This is a genomic window from Neomegalonema perideroedes DSM 15528, assembly GCF_000374145.1.
Classification (GTDB): domain Bacteria; phylum Pseudomonadota; class Alphaproteobacteria; order Rhodobacterales; family Rhodobacteraceae; genus Neomegalonema; species Neomegalonema perideroedes.
This window is the reverse complement of the sequence record NZ_KB893653.1, coordinates 493,375-508,675: the sequence shown is the minus strand read 5'-3', so window position 1 is coordinate 508,675 and position 15,301 is coordinate 493,375. Positions and strand designations below refer to the sequence as shown.

Annotated in this window: 14 protein-coding genes; 3 read left to right on the top strand and 11 right to left on the bottom strand. The window is 61.7% G+C overall.

The window, feature by feature from the left end:
• Positions 1-11: 11 nt before the first annotated feature.
• The 8 genes from B161_RS0102460 to B161_RS0102425 form a co-directional block, all read right to left on the bottom strand.
• Entirely contained in the window at positions 12-1,157 is a 1,146-nt protein-coding gene (locus B161_RS0102460; protein WP_018631771.1) for a tyrosine-type recombinase/integrase, read from the bottom strand.
• Between the two features lie 69 nt (positions 1,158-1,226).
• A complete protein-coding gene (locus B161_RS16350; RefSeq protein ID WP_205619212.1) occupies positions 1,227-2,651 on the bottom strand; it encodes a recombinase family protein in 1,425 nt (474 codons plus the stop codon).
• 313 nt (positions 2,652-2,964) lie between these two features.
• Positions 2,965-3,897 carry a lytic transglycosylase domain-containing protein gene (locus B161_RS0102450; RefSeq protein ID WP_018631769.1) on the bottom strand — a complete coding sequence of 311 codons (933 nt, stop codon included), beginning with the start codon at positions 3,895-3,897 and terminating at the stop codon, positions 2,965-2,967.
• Entirely contained in the window at positions 3,894-4,229 is a 336-nt protein-coding gene (locus B161_RS0102445; protein WP_018631768.1) for a DUF736 domain-containing protein, read from the bottom strand. Before B161_RS0102445 ends, B161_RS0102450 begins: the two co-directional genes overlap by 4 nt.
• 77 nt (positions 4,230-4,306) lie before the next feature.
• Positions 4,307-4,810 carry a S26 family signal peptidase gene (locus tag B161_RS16345; RefSeq protein ID WP_018631767.1) on the bottom strand — a complete coding sequence of 168 codons (504 nt, stop codon included), beginning with the start codon at positions 4,808-4,810 and terminating at the stop codon, positions 4,307-4,309.
• Positions 4,807-5,325 carry a DUF2840 domain-containing protein gene (locus tag B161_RS0102435; protein ID WP_018631766.1) on the bottom strand — a complete coding sequence of 173 codons (519 nt, stop codon included), beginning with the start codon at positions 5,323-5,325 and terminating at the stop codon, positions 4,807-4,809. Before B161_RS0102435 ends, B161_RS16345 begins: the two co-directional genes overlap by 4 nt.
• Positions 5,326-5,383: 58 nt before the next feature.
• Positions 5,384-6,460 carry a replication initiator protein A gene (locus B161_RS0102430; RefSeq protein ID WP_018631765.1) on the bottom strand — a complete coding sequence of 359 codons (1,077 nt, stop codon included), beginning with the start codon at positions 6,458-6,460 and terminating at the stop codon, positions 5,384-5,386.
• Entirely contained in the window at positions 6,461-6,730 is a 270-nt protein-coding gene (locus B161_RS0102425; protein ID WP_018631764.1) for a helix-turn-helix transcriptional regulator, read from the bottom strand. It lies immediately after the preceding gene.
• 462 nt (positions 6,731-7,192) lie between these two features.
• On the opposite strand from B161_RS0102425, the gene B161_RS0102420 reads away from it, so the two are divergent.
• The 3 genes from B161_RS0102420 to B161_RS19485 all read left to right on the top strand — a co-directional run bounded on the left by B161_RS0102420 (position 7,193) and on the right by B161_RS19485 (position 9,575).
• Positions 7,193-7,480, top strand: a complete 288-nt coding sequence (locus B161_RS0102420; RefSeq protein ID WP_018631763.1) for a DNA -binding domain-containing protein — start codon at positions 7,193-7,195, stop codon at positions 7,478-7,480.
• An 84-nt stretch (positions 7,481-7,564) separates the two neighbouring features.
• Positions 7,565-8,833, top strand: a complete 1,269-nt coding sequence (locus tag B161_RS19100; RefSeq protein WP_083922824.1) for a DUF262 domain-containing protein — start codon at positions 7,565-7,567, stop codon at positions 8,831-8,833.
• Between the two features lie 7 nt (positions 8,834-8,840).
• Complete coding sequence (locus B161_RS19485) at positions 8,841-9,575, top strand: HEPN domain-containing protein (protein WP_157755505.1); 735 nt, start codon at positions 8,841-8,843, stop codon at positions 9,573-9,575.
• Between the two features lie 112 nt (positions 9,576-9,687).
• Here B161_RS19485 and B161_RS0102415 read toward each other — a convergent pair whose 3' ends face one another.
• The 3 genes from B161_RS0102415 to B161_RS0102405 form a co-directional block, all read right to left on the bottom strand.
• Positions 9,688-10,476, bottom strand: coding sequence for a DNA -binding domain-containing protein (locus B161_RS0102415; RefSeq protein WP_018631762.1), 789 nt, complete (start codon positions 10,474-10,476; stop codon positions 9,688-9,690).
• Positions 10,477-10,677: 201 nt separating this feature from the next.
• Complete coding sequence (locus B161_RS0102410) at positions 10,678-11,205, bottom strand: antirestriction protein ArdA (RefSeq protein WP_018631761.1); 528 nt, start codon at positions 11,203-11,205, stop codon at positions 10,678-10,680.
• A gap of 589 nt (positions 11,206-11,794) precedes the next feature.
• Positions 11,795-15,187, bottom strand: coding sequence for a DEAD/DEAH box helicase family protein (locus tag B161_RS0102405; RefSeq protein WP_018631760.1), 3,393 nt, complete (start codon positions 15,185-15,187; stop codon positions 11,795-11,797).
• Positions 15,188-15,301 lie beyond the last annotated feature (114 nt).

Here is a 15,301-nt window from a genome sequence, read left to right as displayed (position 1 = left end):
TGGGTAGGCAATTAACTGGCGAACATATGGCGTTCCCAAGCCTCCATGAGATCGCGCCTTTTCGCCAAAAGATCGCCGCGTGCGTAAGCCGCCTCCGCCTTGTCCTTGAGGCGATGCGCCAGAGCGGCCTCGATTGTTTCACGCGGAAAGGCGGTCGTCTCGCCCGCCCAATCGCGGAAGGTCGAGCGGAAGCCGTGAACCGTGATCTCCTCGCGTCCCATCCGCTTCAGCACCGCGCTCAGGCTCATATCGCTCAGAGGCGCGCCGAGCTTCGTCTGGCTTCCGAAAATCAAGGCGTCAGCCGCGCCCGGCTCGCCCATCGCCGCCAAGGCCGCCGCTGTCAGAGGAACGCGATGCTCTTTGCTCGCCTTCATGCGCTCAGGCGGGACGATCCAGAGCTTCTCCTCCAAATTCACTTCGCCCCAACGCATCCCCCTCACTTCACCCGAGCGGGCGGCGGTCAGGATCACGAACTCCAGCGCCCGAGCCGACACCCCTTCGCGCTGGCGCAGATCCGCCATGAAAGCGGCGATCTCCCTGAAGGACAGCGCTGCATGATGCCCCGCCTCCTTCACCTTCGAGGCTTTGGGAAGAAGATGATCCAGATGCCCTTTCCAGCGCGCCGGGTTGAGGCCTTCGCGCGCGCCCATGGCGGCGGCGTAGTCGAGAACCGCCTCGATCCTCTGGCGCAGACGGCTTGCGGTCTCCGGCTTTTCCGTCCAGATCGGGCGCAGGATCTCCAGAACCTCCGCCGTCTCGACCCGCCGCACGTCGAAAGCTTCGAGGATCGGGAAGGCGTAGGCTTCCAGCGTCGAAGACCATTGTTCGGCGTGTTTGGCGTTCTTCCAGCCGGAGCGCTTGCTTTCGATCAGAGCCTTTGCGGCGGCGGCGAAAGTCAGGCGGCGAGCCTTGGCGCGTTCGGCGAGAGGATCGCGCCCTTCGGCGATCATGCGGCGGGCCTCCAGAGCCTTTTCGCGGGCGCGGGCCAGCGTGATCTCCGGCCAAGCCCCCAAGCCGAGATCCCGGCGCCTTCCGGCGAGTTGATAGCGCAGCACCCAAGAGCGGGCGCCGCTGGGTTTGACGAAGAGCGTCAGGCCCTGTCCGTCGCCATATTTTCCGGGCTGCGCCGTTTCGACTTTTCGAGCGGAGAGAGGCATTGCGTTCCCACATTCGTTCCCACACTTGAACGCGGTTTTAGACGAACGATAGAGAACGAACAAGAACCATTATGAAAAATACGGATGATTTATCACATTGAAAACAGTATGATATGGAATTGCCGCGAACATGAGCGAATACCAGTATGGCGGACACCCTCTCCGCCATTTCAGACCGCCTCTGGGCACGCCAATCGCCGCCGATTGCCGCCCTTGGCCAGCAATAAGCGTCTTCAGCAGCTCCGTTTTCGATCCCATGATGCGAATTGCGTCGTCTGCGACCTCGACACGCTGTGCAAAGGCCCGGACGTGCTCCCGCCGATAGCCGCCCATTCCGAGCCGGAGCCTGCTTCGTGCTTCGCTCGCCAGTTCCCGCACGGCCGCCCCGGTGAGGCGCTGGTGGGTGGAGCTTGCGAGCATGGCTTCGGTCCGCGCGGCGTCGGCCCGCGCCTGATCCCGAAGCGCCGTGAGTCCCGCGATGCGCTCGCCAAGGGCGGATTCGGCCGGATCGAGCGAACCGGCTTCAATGGCATCGTAGAGGCGCTTGAGGCGGTTGTCGGCCTCGGCCGCGCGATGGTTCAACTCGGCGATATGCTGGCTGCGCCGCTCGACGCCTTCCTGCCGGCGATCCAGAAGCGAGGCGAGAACGTCTTCGATCCGCTCGGGGTCGAGTAGCCTTTCCTCGATATGCGTCACAACCATGCGGTCGAGCTTGTCCATGGGGATCGCGCGGCCCTTGCAGCCGGTTTCGCCCTGCCGCGCCCGGATCGAGCAGGCATAATAGCGATAGCGGCCGTTCTTGCCCGTGCGCAGCGTCATCGCGCCTCCGCAATTGCCGCAATAGCAAATGCCGGTCAGCAGGTTCGGGCCGCTGACGACGCGCGGCGGCGTCACCTTCGGATTGTTGACCTTCAAGCGATTCTGAACGGCCTCGAATATCTCAAGGTCGATCAGCGGCGGCACCGGGACGGTGACGATTTCGTCCTCGGGCTTCACCACACCCTTGTTGGAGCGGCGATTGAAGCGATGCTCGCCGATATAGGTAAGCCGGGTTAGGACACGGTGAAGCTGGCCGATGCCCCAACGCCCGCCGTTGCGGGTGAACATGCGGTGCTTGTTCAGGTGATTGACGATGCTCTTGACGCCCATCGGGCCGGAATTGCCGTCTCCTTCCGATGCAAGGCGGAAGATCAGCCGCACGGTATCGGCATGGAGTGGGTCGATCTCCAGCTTCTTCTTCTTCTTCTTCTTCTTCTTCTTCTTCTTCTTCTTCTTCTTCTTCTTCTTCTTCTTCGCGCCGCGCTGCTCGGCATCGACAACACGGTAGCCGATGGGAGGAAGGGAGCCGTTCCAGAAGCCTTGCCGCGCATTCTCCTTCAAGGCCCGCATGACGTGCTTGCCGTTCTCCTTCGACTGATATTCATCGAATAGCGCCATGATCTGCCGCATCATGACGTGCATGGGGTCGTCGCCCATTTCCTGCGTGATGGACAACAGCTTGACGCCAGCCAAAGCCGCCGAAAACAGGCCGATATGGGCCTATGGTGCCGCTCGAAACCCTGCGAAGCCATGGCTTTGCGCGAAATCGCGGCACGCGGCCCCTCAAAACCATGGTGCCGGAACCAGCCACCTAACCAGTGTGCAGACAACAACAATTTCCAGAAGCGGCTCCATATGGTGCCGTCTTCTTTAATCTTGCCCTCCGCCCTTTCTGCCTTTTCTGCCCCTCCTGCCGGGAATCCAGCCGGGCAAAAACCTGCATGACTGGACAACGGAATGAGCGCCGCTGAGCGCGGGAACGCCAGCCTCATGGCCTTCCGCCGTCGCTGGCGCTTGCCACGAAAATGCTGCCGTCCTGCGGCTCCGCATTGGCGGGATCGCGCGCCGGAACGGTCGCGCGGGCTTCGCCGGATTGCGCCTCGGACGGCGGCGCGGCGACAACTTGCGTGTCGGCCGGGCGCATGACGAACAGCGGTGCCTCGCGCCAATCGGGCGGCGGTGCCGGTGGTTGCGACGGCGCATCCGATGGAGCCGCGCCGCCAAGGATCGGGGCGAGCGCGGCGACATAGGCGCGGGTTTCGGCGGGCAGCGGGCGGCCCGTCGCACGATGCTCGTCATAGCGACCGGGGCCGGCGTTGTAAGCCGCGAGCATCGCGCCGACATTGCCGTAGCGGTCGAACATCTCGCGCAGATAGGCGGTGCCGGCGAGGATGTTGTCGCGTGGGTCGTAGGGATCGCGGCCGAGGCCATAACGGACGCGCAGGCCCGCCCATGTGTCGGGCATCACCTGCATCAATCCCATCGCACCGGCCGTTGAGACCGCGCGCACGTCGCCCGCGCTTTCGGCGCGCAGCACGGCGCGAATCCAGTGCTCGGGGATGCCGAAACGCTGCGACGCCTCGGCGATGTGGGCCGCATAGGGATGGGCGGCGGCCGGGCGCTCGACGGGCGCGGATTGCGCGACCGCGACGCCCGATCCGACGCAGACGGAAAGCGCGCCGGCCAGTATCAGGACGGCATAATGCCATGCAGTCCTGTCTCCGCTTCGCCGCCAGCCTGCCAGCGTGTTCGCTGCGGTCAAGGGCAAGGCGCAAGCGCCGGCCGATGGCCGCCCCTGACCTTCGCTGCGCGCGCCGGCCGTCTGGTCGCCGAGCGGGACGAAGGGATGAGACGGCTTTTCCGCGAACAAAGGGATGCCGATCTTTGACCGAATGGCGGGCCGGACGCGCGCGACCGTCATTCCTCATCCTCGATCTTCGAGGCGTGCTTCCAACGCAAGGTCCAGACCGAAGGATCGTCGTTGGACTGGAACAGTTTGGCGCGGATCGGGAACGGGAAGATTGGCCCCTCCAATCGCATCGACACGAACTCGCCAGCGTTCTTGCTGGAGTCTTTCCATGCGGGGCCGGCGTCCGGGCCGTCCTCGCTATCGAGGCGCACGCGATAATCGAGCGCGTTTTTCACGTCGCTCGGCTTGGCCGGGACGATGAACAGCTTTTCGTGGATGCCGAACGAATGAAGCTCCCCCGCATAGCCGGTTTCGGTGCGGGCGAAGGTGCCTATCTCTGCCATGGGAATCTCCTGCGGTTGGTTCTCGGGGGGTGGTTTCAGTGCGTCGGCGCGCGCCACTCGTAGCGGCCGACGCCTTCCTAATCGGTCCAGAGCGGGACCGCTCGGCCGATGACGGAAGCTGCGGGGATGGGTCCGAAATACCGGCCGTCGAGGCTGTCGCGGACTTCCCAATTCATGAGGAAAAGCTGGTCGTCGCCGATGACACGGCAGCCCTGCCAGACGGGCAGATCGCGGCCGAGGCTGTCGCGCTCCAGCGCCTCGCCCATCTCGATCTCGTCCACCGTGATCGTGCGACCGGTGCGGCAAACCCGCTGTCCGGGCAGGCCCAGGACGCGCTTCAAGAGCGGGACGCCTCGTGCGATATAGCCGCGCTCGACCATGAAGGCGGTGAGCGGTTCGGGCGGCGTGATGGCGACCAGCTCGGGCACGTCGATCCGGTCGGCCGACTCGACGGTGTAGAACCCGACCGGCGCGCTGGCCGTGGTGTTCCATATGAGTTTCGTCGGCGTCTTGACCGCGCTTGCAGCGGCGATGCCGAGCACCGCCAGCGCCGTCACCGTGAGGATGCGGCGGCTCGTCATGGGTCGATCCTCCGGCGATGCAGCCATGCGGCATGTCGCTCGGGGGTGTAGGCGTGCGGCTCCAGATTGGCGGTCAAACGGTTGTGGATGTGCCGCCAATGATCCGGCGAGGCATCGGCCGGATCGAGGCCGAGTGATTCCACGGCGTCGATGGCGGCAAGCCCGCGCTGCACCTTGGGCCAGCTATCGAGGCGCAAGAGGATTTCGCCGCCCGGCCGGACGAAGGGCAATGTCTGGAACGGCTCGCCCCTGCCTATGGCCCGCACAATGTCGATGCGCGAAACGACAGTGCCGTGCTCGCCCTTCGCCCATCGCACGAAGGCGAAGACGCTGCCCGGCGCGAAGCCGACGACGCTGCGGCGGCGGTCGATGATCTGCTCGTAGCTCTTGCGGCCGAAGCGTATCCAGTGCTCGACCTTGTGTTTCTCGAAGGTCAGCTCGACCAATGTGGTGAAGGGCGCAGGCCCGTCCGGCAGCGGACGGCCGTACGCGCTGCGGTGAGCGCGACGGGTCATTGTTCGTCTCCGGTGATGTGCCGGGGGCTGCGCGGGCGCAGCGCGTCGCACGCGGCCGTCATGGCTCGCCCCTTCGGGCAGAACCGGCACCACGCTTCCCGTGCGCGCGCGTCAAAGAAAAAGAGTTAGATTCTCTGTTAGATAAGTTAGCGGTCGGCTTCCGCTTTTCAGGCCAAAGCGTTAGCTGCGGTTCGTGCGCCTGATGTGCCGATAGTGATGCGCCTGATGTGCCGATACCCCGTGCGCCTGATCTGCCGATGGCATTAACAGGGTTATCAACAGTGCCTGTTGACAGGTTTTCGGGGCGGATGCGGAGCAGCCCGCGGCCGTCTTCCCGCTCGATCTGGAGCAGGTAGCCGGGGAGCTGCTGGCGGGCCGCGATCCGGCGCAGGTCGAGCGCGAAGTCGGACGGCCGCGCGAGACTGCCGGACTTCTGATGAAGGTGCGCGACCTCGAAAATCCAACCGTGGCGCTGGTGCCCGGCGTGCTTTCTGGCGACGCGGTAAAGCCATCGCTCGATGCCGCCAGTCAGCCGGAAATAGGCCGGGTCGATGGTCAGGACCAGCGAACGGTCGATGACGCTGTTGTAGAACCATTCGGGCAGGACGAACTCCATGCCCTCGACGCGGCCGGCGCGCATTGTCATTTCCTCCCATTCGTTGATCCATGAGAATTGCCGGCGACGCCAATGCGGGCCGTTGCGGATCGTCGTGGCGATGACGGTCGATTGCAGCCGCGCCAGCGCGGCTTTCAGAAGCCGGTATTGGTGATTGCCGGTCGGCCGCCCGATGGCGCGCAACAGATGGTAAGGCGTAAACCGGACAAAGCGCGACGTGGTGAGGCCGTTGTTCTCGCCCGCAACGATCTGCAAGGCCGCCCATATCAGCACATCGGCGTCCCAAATGGTCGCCATCCCGTGCTCGGGCATCCCGAACACCTGCACCTCTATGTCGGCGGCCTTGTAGAGAATCGGCTTGGTGCGCGGAGTCTTCGCCAGCGAGAAAAACGGCCGTTCCATCAAATCGCGCTGGTCGCGCGGCGGCGCATCGCCCGTTGCGACCACGAAAGGGTCTAGACGGCTGCGCTCACTGTCCTCGGTCGGCTGCGCGGGATCGTGGTCGTCCTCGCGCAGCATCTAGCATTCGCCCCGTTCTTCGGGCGTGAGCGGACGCGCCGGAAAGACAGTGCCGGCGGTCTTGTCGCGGGTGGATTTGCGCTCGCCTGCCGCGCTCCAGTCTTCCAGATCGCGGACGGTGTAGAGGACGCGACCGCCGACCTTGCGATAGGTCGGCCCGGTGCCGTAGGTGCGATGCTTCTCAAGGGTTCTGATGGATATGCCGAGGAAGCGCGCGGCTTCTTTGGTGCGCAGCAGGCGCGGCGGCAGGCCCGCAAGCGGGTTGGGCATGGAACACCTCCAGTCGGAATTGGGCTGCCGGGGGCGGCAGCGGACTGTGGCGAACCATGGCGAGGGATCGGCGGCGCGTAGCGTGCCGCATTTGCGCCTATGCGCTGGCGGCACCCCCTACCGAGCGTCGCGGGGCCAATAGGTGAGGGATTTCAGCGGCTCATTGCCTGTTCCGCTGAAAAGCCAGAGACATTCCCACGCGGTTCAGTGAAGAATCGCAGCGGAGCAGACGCGCTGCTCTGGGGCGTCGAAACCCCTCACGAATGGCTGGTGCTGGCCAGAACGGCACCAACTCCTTGACCTTATGGTCGGGGAGCCTGTGGCGTATACAACAGGCTTTCCGAGCTAAAGGCCATGGGGCCGTTTCGTGACGGTTTCGAACTCCCCGATCACCAAGAGTCAGAGAGAATCGTTTGCGGGGGCGCACCGCAGACAAAGCTCTCTCGGATACGGGGAATGACTATGCGGGTTCCCGTCGAACTCGATCCCGATGTGGATGACGAAGCGCCAACCGGCGACACGATAACCGTCTATGACGAACGGCATTACGTGACCTATCTGCGCCTTCTCGACGCGAAGGCCGAGCGCGCGGACTGGAAGGAAGTCGCGCAGATCGTGCTGCACCGTGATCCGGTCGCCGATGAACTTCGCACCCGCCGTTGCTGGCAAAGCCATCTCCAACGCGCGCAATGGCTGTCGCGTGAGGGCTATCGGAAGATTCTGGAGCAGGCGGCAGGCAACAGCCCCTGAGCATGACGCCAATACGTGCCGCCGCGGACGGCTTCGGCTGCAAGAAACGAGGGCCTACGCTTACCATGAGGCGGCGTTTCGGCTATGTGGGAGCACAACACGCTAGACGGGCCTGAAAAAGATCGTCTAGACAAGAAAAAAATAGCTTGCAAGGGCCTGAACATGAGCGTTGATGTTGATCTCGGCGAGACAGAAGAACCGGATGACGCTCCGGTTGCAATCGACTCCCGCGACCCTGATGACTTCTTGGCAAAGAACGCATTTCGCGTTGTTTATCAGACCAATAATTTTCTGCTTCCACAGATCAGGGATATGATTGATAGGCGGGAAGCAATCAACCTTCACCCAGAATATCAACGGCGGCTTCGATGGACGACCGCACAGAAATCAAGGCTTATAGAGTCCCTTCTTCTCAACATTCCAATACCTCCGGTGTTTTTTTACGAAAGCGATGCGGCCCGGTATGAGGTTATGGATGGGCAGCAACGATTAAATACTATCCGAGAATTTTTCTCGGGGTCATTTGCTCTTTCAGGATTGAAAGTCCTTTCTCCACTTAACGGAATTCGCTATCCGAAGGCTCCACCTCGGGTAAAAAGAACCTTAGACCGAGCAAGTATTTCTGCCATCGTTCTCCTGATGGAGAGTGAATCTGAAATTTCCGGGCAGGGGTCACTCGGCCTCACAGATATCAGGCGCTTAGTTTTTGACAGGCTCAACACCGGGGGTATGAAACTCAACGCGCAAGAGCTAAGGAACGCTCAAAATCCTGGCCCTCTAAATGAGGCAATTATTGAACTAAGTCGATACAGTCTATTTACTGATGTATTTGGCATTCCTCCTTATACGGAGAAAGACCCGGAGGACTATTATATCAATCCAGAACGACAAAAGAATAGTCTATATAGCACGATGAAGGATTGCGAACTTGTCCTTCGTTACTTTGCACTGAAAGACGATGCCAACATTCGAGGGTCAATGAAATCCATGCTTGACCGCGCAATGGAGGTTCGCATGACTCCTGAAGAAGCCGCAATCGCCCGAGAGGAATACAAAGAGCAATTCAAGTTCCTTTATGAAATTTTTGATGGAAGGCCGTTCTCTGTTGCGTCCAGAACCGATGGTCGGGAGCGCGTATCTGCTGCGGTTTATGATGCTGCAATGGTAGCGATCAATCGACTGTGGGCAAAGAGGGATTTGATTAAGTCGGAGAAAGCTGCAATTGCAGGCAGGATACAGTCAGCTATCGCTGATGACGATAAATATGAAATACTTGTTGGTCGTGGCAATACTGCTGAATCGGTTAGGGATAGGATAGAGCTACTTCAAGATATTCTTCATCATCCTGCGTGAGGAAGCCGTGGCGACCTCATATGATCTCATAGCAGAAGACTTTCTGTCTGATTTGGCTGCATTGTCAAATCTCGTTCAGGCTGCGCACAGTAGCGGTTCCTCCGCAAAGGCCCGCGTCGCGTCGGTGAATTCGGCTACCCTGCTTCTAGCTGCCACCTTTGAGGAATTTGTTCGGCAGTTGGGCCGGCAATTTGCTAGGGACGTTGTTTCTCGCACCAGTGATCCAAAGAAGCTTCCTAAGAAGTTGACAGCAACCGCTTGGAAGCGGACGCTTGAGAATTTGGCTCGCGCGAAAATAGACACCGGAGGAACGCCACTTTCCCTAGAGCACATATCGGCAGAATCTCGGGCTAAATTTGATTCAGTATGGGCCTTTTTAGGAGGTGACGTTTCGCAGGATATTTACGATTCTCTGATTCATAATGAGAACAACATGCGACCATCAGAAATTAATGCTGTTTTCTCTATATGTGATCTTTCAGACGTATGCTTAAAGATATGTGACCACGAGAAAATGAAAGATCATTTTGGGGAAGAAGATAAAGGAAAGGTTCACAGTCGTTTCCTTACTTCAGTAAATGATTTCATGGAGATGAGGAACGATATTGCGCACTCATTGAATGCAGGAAGTTCCGCTGGACCCGAGATATTTTATAGTTATGTTTCGACATTCCAAGCGGTTGCTGTGGCACTTGCGGAGCGACTTGCTGATAGTTTGCCTGCGGAGCAAGCTGTGGGGTAGAGCTTCTAAACGTGCCGCGTTTTATGAGTGTCGGAAATCGAGGTGCCGACTTTCCAATTGAGCGCCTGCTACACGACCGTCGTGTTTAGCTGAAGCGCTTGGCATTGCATCATTATCTATTCGTTCCGATCTTTATCGGATAGTGGAGCAGCAGGCGATATCCGCCGCGCATCATCTTGATCCCATGCGCGACCAGGCGTCGGGCCTTGTTCTTGCAAGGGTCGTTCTCGAAATCCTCCTTTGAGCCATAAAAGCCGAGCAGCACTTCGGCAATGGTGCGATAGCTTTCGCCGCGCAACCGGGCGTCGAGCGCGCGCAGGGACAGGATATGCCACTGCCGTAGCTGGGCGGGGATCGCCCGAAAGTCGGGACCGGGCGCGCGGCCGTTGAGGGATCGCCAGAAGCGGCGTGCCGCGTGCGTGCGTAGCTCCAGAAACGAATCCATCGGCAGCATGACGGCATAAAACGCGGCAGCGTCGGGCACCGCCTCGGGCAGCCAGAATTGATGCGCGACGCTATCCACCTGCCAGATGCCGTGCCAGCCATCGGCAGCGCGGCGCAGGTCGAGGCCGTCAAGATGCGCCAACGTCAATATCGGTTCGGTGTCGTCGTCCTTGTGATCGACCGGCGACAGCATCACGGCCTGCGGTTGCAGGCTCGGATTCCAGAACTGCGGTTGCCTATCATGCGGCACGTTGGGGTCGTTTGGGAAATCGCACCCCCAGCGTTGCGCGAACGCTTCAAGCTCGCGGCTGCCGGGTTGTCCGGTCAGTGCGATGGTCTGGAAATCATGACGATACTCGTCATTTCGGCGAAGATATTCCCGAGCGAAACCGGCGGCCGGTATGTGCTTCGCGTGCCTGTATGCCGCCGACGACCGCCAGTCGATGCTTAACAGCATGGCGTCACCTCCCAAAACCGAGGCGCGCAGAGCAACGCCCGGACTGGAGAGGGTCAAGGATTTGGGGAAGTAATAGAACCCGCTCAAGGCCGATACCTTGAGCGGCAAACACGATCATTGTTGGTTATTCTTCGCTCAACACTATTTCAATGACTCCGCGAGACGCCCGCCCGCAATCGGGCGGGGAAGGCGATGCGGCTTTCACCTACTGGAAAACACATGCACCTCGCCGTGCGCGGTCTCGATAGTGAAAAGATCGCCGCTCATTTCAGCGTCGCGCGCCATCGCCGCCCAATCGACGTAGTAATGCAGCGCCTCGGGGATGGTGACGCTCTCTGTGGTCAATTCCTCGATGTAATCGGCGAGGCTGGCGAACTGACCATGATAGCAGTCCTGCAAGGTGGTTTCGGCTTGGTCCGTGTCGCCGCCGAACTGCTCCAGCAGGCCCGCGCCGAGTGCGCCATGCTCTGCGATGAAAGCGGCCATCCGCGCCACGCTGTCGATGCCAGCATATTCGGAGATGCTGACGCCCTCGAAACCCTCATAGTCGTGAATGGCGTATTCCTCTGCGTCCTCGACAGGGGAACGGGCAAGCATCGCGGCAATCTCGTCCCTGATCTGGTCGGCGTCCTGATCCGCGTCGATCCAAACTTCATGCAGAAAGCCGCTATTGTAAGCTGCAAGGCAGGCAACATAGATGCGGGGGCTGCTGTCGGATACGTTGGTCATGTCTCTGATCCTCGGGTCTGAAGGTCAGCGAAGCGGAACGCCGCGCCTGACCTTCTGGCCGTCGCCGAGACTGGGGTAGCAACGAGCAAGGGCGGCCGGGGTGGAGGGGGATCACCCGGCCTGCACAAGCCCCTCGGGGCGCGGAAGGCCGGGGATACCGCCCCGGACGGTTCCACTTACCTTGCTGGCGCGAGGGCAACGCCCTTTGTGGCTTTCGGGCAGGGTCGCGGCGGCAGCCGCGTCGGCCCGGAGGGAACGCGCTTCCACATTTCGTTGTAGTGAGCCGGAGGGCGGCCAGTGACAAAGCCCCGGCGCACAAGCGCCGGGACCGCATTTCATTAGTCACTTAGGGGGGGTATAGCGTAGGTGTAGTTCTCGGTTTCTTCGGCTTCGGCCCGCCACATATCTCAATAAAACACTGTTTTTATTTATGTATTAGAATCGCTCCAGACCCCCCGCCTCCGGCGAGGGATTTTCAGCGGCCCTTCCCCGCAATGCGCGCCCTGAACAGAGGGCTCTGGAACATCAACGCGCTTTTGCGCGATCCCCTCCGGAGAATCGCGTCTGTCGGATCCGAGCCCTCATCCGCTCACGCCGCCACGGCTTCGTTCAACCGCCGCACGATGGAGATGACTTCCTGAGCGGCCTCTTTGTCGAAGACGCCGCTGACGCCCTGATCGTCCAGATCCGTGAAGGGGCTGGCGTAAAAAGCCCCCGGATCGACCACGCCGTTCTCCGTCAGGCTGTCGATCGTCAGATCCAAAAACTCAAGCTGAGTCGCCGTCAACTGGCGCTTCGCGGCGAAGTCGCTGAAGGCCGCCTTCGCCGCCGCGCGGTCCAGTTTGACGAGCGATCGGAAAAAACGCCCGACGCCGCCCTCCGCCTTGATCTTGGCGATGGTCCCCGCGTCGGCGGCGCCGTTCTCGATCAGAATGCGCTCCAGTTCGGCGAGATCCTGAGCGGTCAGTTGCTCGCCTCTGCGGACCTTCAGAATCGTGATGTGGTCCTGATGCGCGTCGAGGAAGCTCCGGACCTTCGTTTTGAATTTGGCCTTGTCGATCCCGCTCCCGAGCTGAGGCAGATCGACCGTCGCGCCCGCGCCGATCTCATCCTCGAAATCGGTGACGACGATCTTGCGGGCCTGAGGCTCGATCAGCTCCGCCAGCTTGCGCAGGCGCCGCCGGGCCTCCTCCAGCAGGCTCGGCGTGACGCTCTCCCAATAAGGCGCGTTTTGGATCTCCTGAATCAGCGTCAGCTCTTTGGCGACGAGGGGCACATTGGCGAGCGTCTCCAGAGTCGCGGCGAAGCCCTGAATGCGGAGCTGCAGCCGCGCCAGAGCCGGATCCTCGCGCAAAAGGGCGAGCTGGGCTGTGAGGATCAGCAGATCAAAAGCTTTGGCGGGCGGGCTCTCGTCGCGGAAGGAGGTCGGCAAGCCCGCCAGATCCCGCGCGAGGGCGCTCCGGGCCTCGGCGTCGAGCCTCCTCCACGCCCCCCGGTCCTGATAGCGCTCAATCAGGCGCCGATGAGGGCGAGCGACGAAATTTTCGGGGTTGATCCCCGCCGTTTCATCGAAAAGCCGCGTCCGGATCTCCTCGGCGAGGCTGGGCTCCGTCTCCGCCGTCTCCAGCGCGCCGAGCAGATCGAGGCGGCTCCGGAACAGCCGCTCTTTGACGGAAGGCGCGGCGGAAGACGCGATCCTTTGCGGCTCGGCGCGGAAGAATTCGAGATTCTGGCAATAGTCGAAAATGAGGAATTCGGTTTTATCTTCTCCGGGGCCGAAGAGGCCGGGGCGCAGACGCGTTCCGCGCCCGACCATCTGCCAGAATTTCGTCTTCGAGCGGACCGCTTTGAAGAACACGAGGTTCACCACGTCCGGCGCGTCGATTCCGGTGTCGAGCATATCCACGGAAACCGTGATCTGCGGCGTTTTCTCGGAGTCCGAGAAATCATCGATCAGACTCTGGGCGTAGGGGATGGAGTAATCGACCACCTGCGCGAATTCGCCCTTCAGATGCGGATAATTGGCGTCGAAGCGCTCGACGATGAAATGCGCGTGGCGGCTGTTCTTCGCGAAGACGATGGTCTTGCCGAGCTTGTCGCCGCCGTCGACTTTGATCCCCTCCGTCATCAGCTGGAGCAGGACTTTATCCACGGTGTCTTTGTTGAACAGCCAGCTGTTGAGTTCGCCCGCCTCCACGCGGTCAGGCACGACGCCCTCCTCATCCCAGTCGAGGGCGTCCCATTCGGCTTTCTCCTCCTCGGAGAGCTGATCATAGGCGACCCCTTCGCGCTGGAACTTCAGCGGCACGGAGATCCCTTTCGGCGGAACGAGATAGCCGTCCTTCACCGCGTCTTCGAGGTCATAGGCGTCCGTCGGGACGCCGCGCTCAAGCTCGAAGAGCCCATAGGTGTCGCGGTCGATCTCGTCGCGGGGCGTGGCGGTCAGGCCGACCAGAAGCCCGTCGAAATATTCGAAGATCGCCCGATATTTCCGATAGATCGACCTATGGGCCTCGTCGATCACGATAAGGTCGAAATGTCCCGGCCCGAAGCGTTTTCGGCTCTCGTCCATCTCCTCGATGCGGCCCATCATCGTCGGATAGGTCGAGAAGAGGACGCGCGCGCTCTTCTGATCGTTCTTCGCCGGATCATGGCCGTCGAGCAGATTGGCCGCCGGCGCCGAAGGCAGATGCGTCTTGAAGGCGTTATGCGCCTGACGCACCAGCGCCACCCGGTCGGCGAGGAACAGCGCCCGCCGGACCCAATTCGCCCGCATCAACTGGTCGATCAGCGCGATGACGGTCCGCGTCTTGCCCGAGCCCGTCGCCATGACGAGCAGAGCCTTGCGGCGACGGTCCTTCTCGAAAGCCTCTCCGACGCGGTGGATGGCGCGGGCCTGATAATAACGCCCGGCGATCTGCGGATCGACGGAGGTTTCGGCCAGAGGCTTGCGCGAGGCGCGGCGCTGAATCAGCAGCTCCATCTCGTCGCGCTTGAGGAAGCCCGAGACGGCGCGCGGCGGATAAAGCGCGTCGTCCCAGAACCAATGCTCATGTCCGTTGGTGTAGAAGATCAGCGGACGGCGCCCGTAAGCCTTCTCCAGAGCGTCGGCGTAGAGCTTGGCCTGTCTCTGTCCGACGCGGGCGTCTTTTTTCGTGCGCTTGGCCTCGACGACCGCCAGAGGCTTGCCGTCGGCGCCCCAGAGGACGTAATCGACGAAGCCCGCGCCCGAGGCGTTCGGCATGTCCCTGACCGGAAATTCGCGGTCGCGCGGCTGATCCAGCGCCCATCCGGCTTCGGCCAGAAGCAGATCTATGAAGGCGTCGCGGGTGGCCGCCTCGTTATAATCATGGACGTCGGCGGCCTTCGTGTTGAGCTGGCGGAATTCGGCGATCTGCGCGCGCAGCGCCGCGAGCTCCGCCTCCAGCGCCTTGCGGCCCTCTTCGGAGGCGCGGCGGGCCTTCTCGGCCTCCTCCAGCTTTCGGGCGGCCTGATCATGCTCCTCGCGCAGCTTGAGGATCTGGGCGACGGTCGAGGCGGAGATGGTGAGGGATTTCTCCAGCTTCGCCGGATCGAAGACCTGAGCCGGATCGGGGCGGAGCTTCACGGCGTAGGTATGGGCGAGCCAATAACAGATATGGAACAGCTCGCGGAGCGCGGTTGCGGCGTCCTGCGCGTCGGGGGGGCGCGAGCCGTCATGAGCGGCGCGGTTGCCCTGATCCTTGACATAGCGCGCCTTGGCCACGACGGCGACCCCGGCGAGTTTGGTCAGGCTCGGCTCGGCGATGAGGACGGCCAATTCCCGGCCATAGGGATGGCTCAGGGCGGGCTCGCTGCGATAGAGCCATTTGAGGGCGGTCTCCAGCGTCAGGCGCGCCCAGAAACAGGCGCCGCGCGGATCCGAAAGCGCGAGGGCCTCGGCTTTGGCGGCGTGGCTCAGGAGGTCGGGGAAATCGGCGGAGAGAAAAGCGAACTGGCTCACGCGCCGCTCCTGAGGCTGGAAGGCTGAGAAGGGCGGAGGCGTCGAGGGCGCTCCTCGCCCGCGAACATTCTTGCGGCCGCAGGCGGAGCTTGCAAGAGGGCTCTGCGGCGCCGA

Bases quoted from the DNA above. Each gene is read 5' to 3' on its own strand.
- B161_RS0102460 (WP_018631771.1), bottom strand. From the start codon at position 1,157: ATGCCTCTCTCCGCTCGAAAAGTCGAAACGGCGCAGCCCGGAAAATAT.
- B161_RS0102450 (WP_018631769.1), bottom strand. From the start codon at position 3,897: ATGACGGTCGCGCGCGTCCGGCCCGCCATTCGGTCAAAGATCGGCATC.
- B161_RS0102445 (WP_018631768.1), bottom strand. From the start codon at position 4,229: ATGGCAGAGATAGGCACCTTCGCCCGCACCGAAACCGGCTATGCGGGG.
- B161_RS16345 (WP_018631767.1), bottom strand. From the start codon at position 4,810: ATGACGAGCCGCCGCATCCTCACGGTGACGGCGCTGGCGGTGCTCGGC.
- B161_RS0102435 (WP_018631766.1), bottom strand. From the start codon at position 5,325: ATGACCCGTCGCGCTCACCGCAGCGCGTACGGCCGTCCGCTGCCGGAC.
- B161_RS0102430 (WP_018631765.1), bottom strand. From the start codon at position 6,460: ATGCTGCGCGAGGACGACCACGATCCCGCGCAGCCGACCGAGGACAGT.
- B161_RS0102425 (WP_018631764.1), bottom strand. From the start codon at position 6,730: ATGCCCAACCCGCTTGCGGGCCTGCCGCCGCGCCTGCTGCGCACCAAA.
- B161_RS0102420 (WP_018631763.1), top strand. From the start codon at position 7,193: ATGCGGGTTCCCGTCGAACTCGATCCCGATGTGGATGACGAAGCGCCA.
- B161_RS19100 (WP_083922824.1), top strand. From the start codon at position 7,565: ATGTGGGAGCACAACACGCTAGACGGGCCTGAAAAAGATCGTCTAGAC.
- B161_RS0102415 (WP_018631762.1), bottom strand. From the start codon at position 10,476: ATGCTGTTAAGCATCGACTGGCGGTCGTCGGCGGCATACAGGCACGCG.
- B161_RS0102410 (WP_018631761.1), bottom strand. From the start codon at position 11,205: ATGACCAACGTATCCGACAGCAGCCCCCGCATCTATGTTGCCTGCCTT.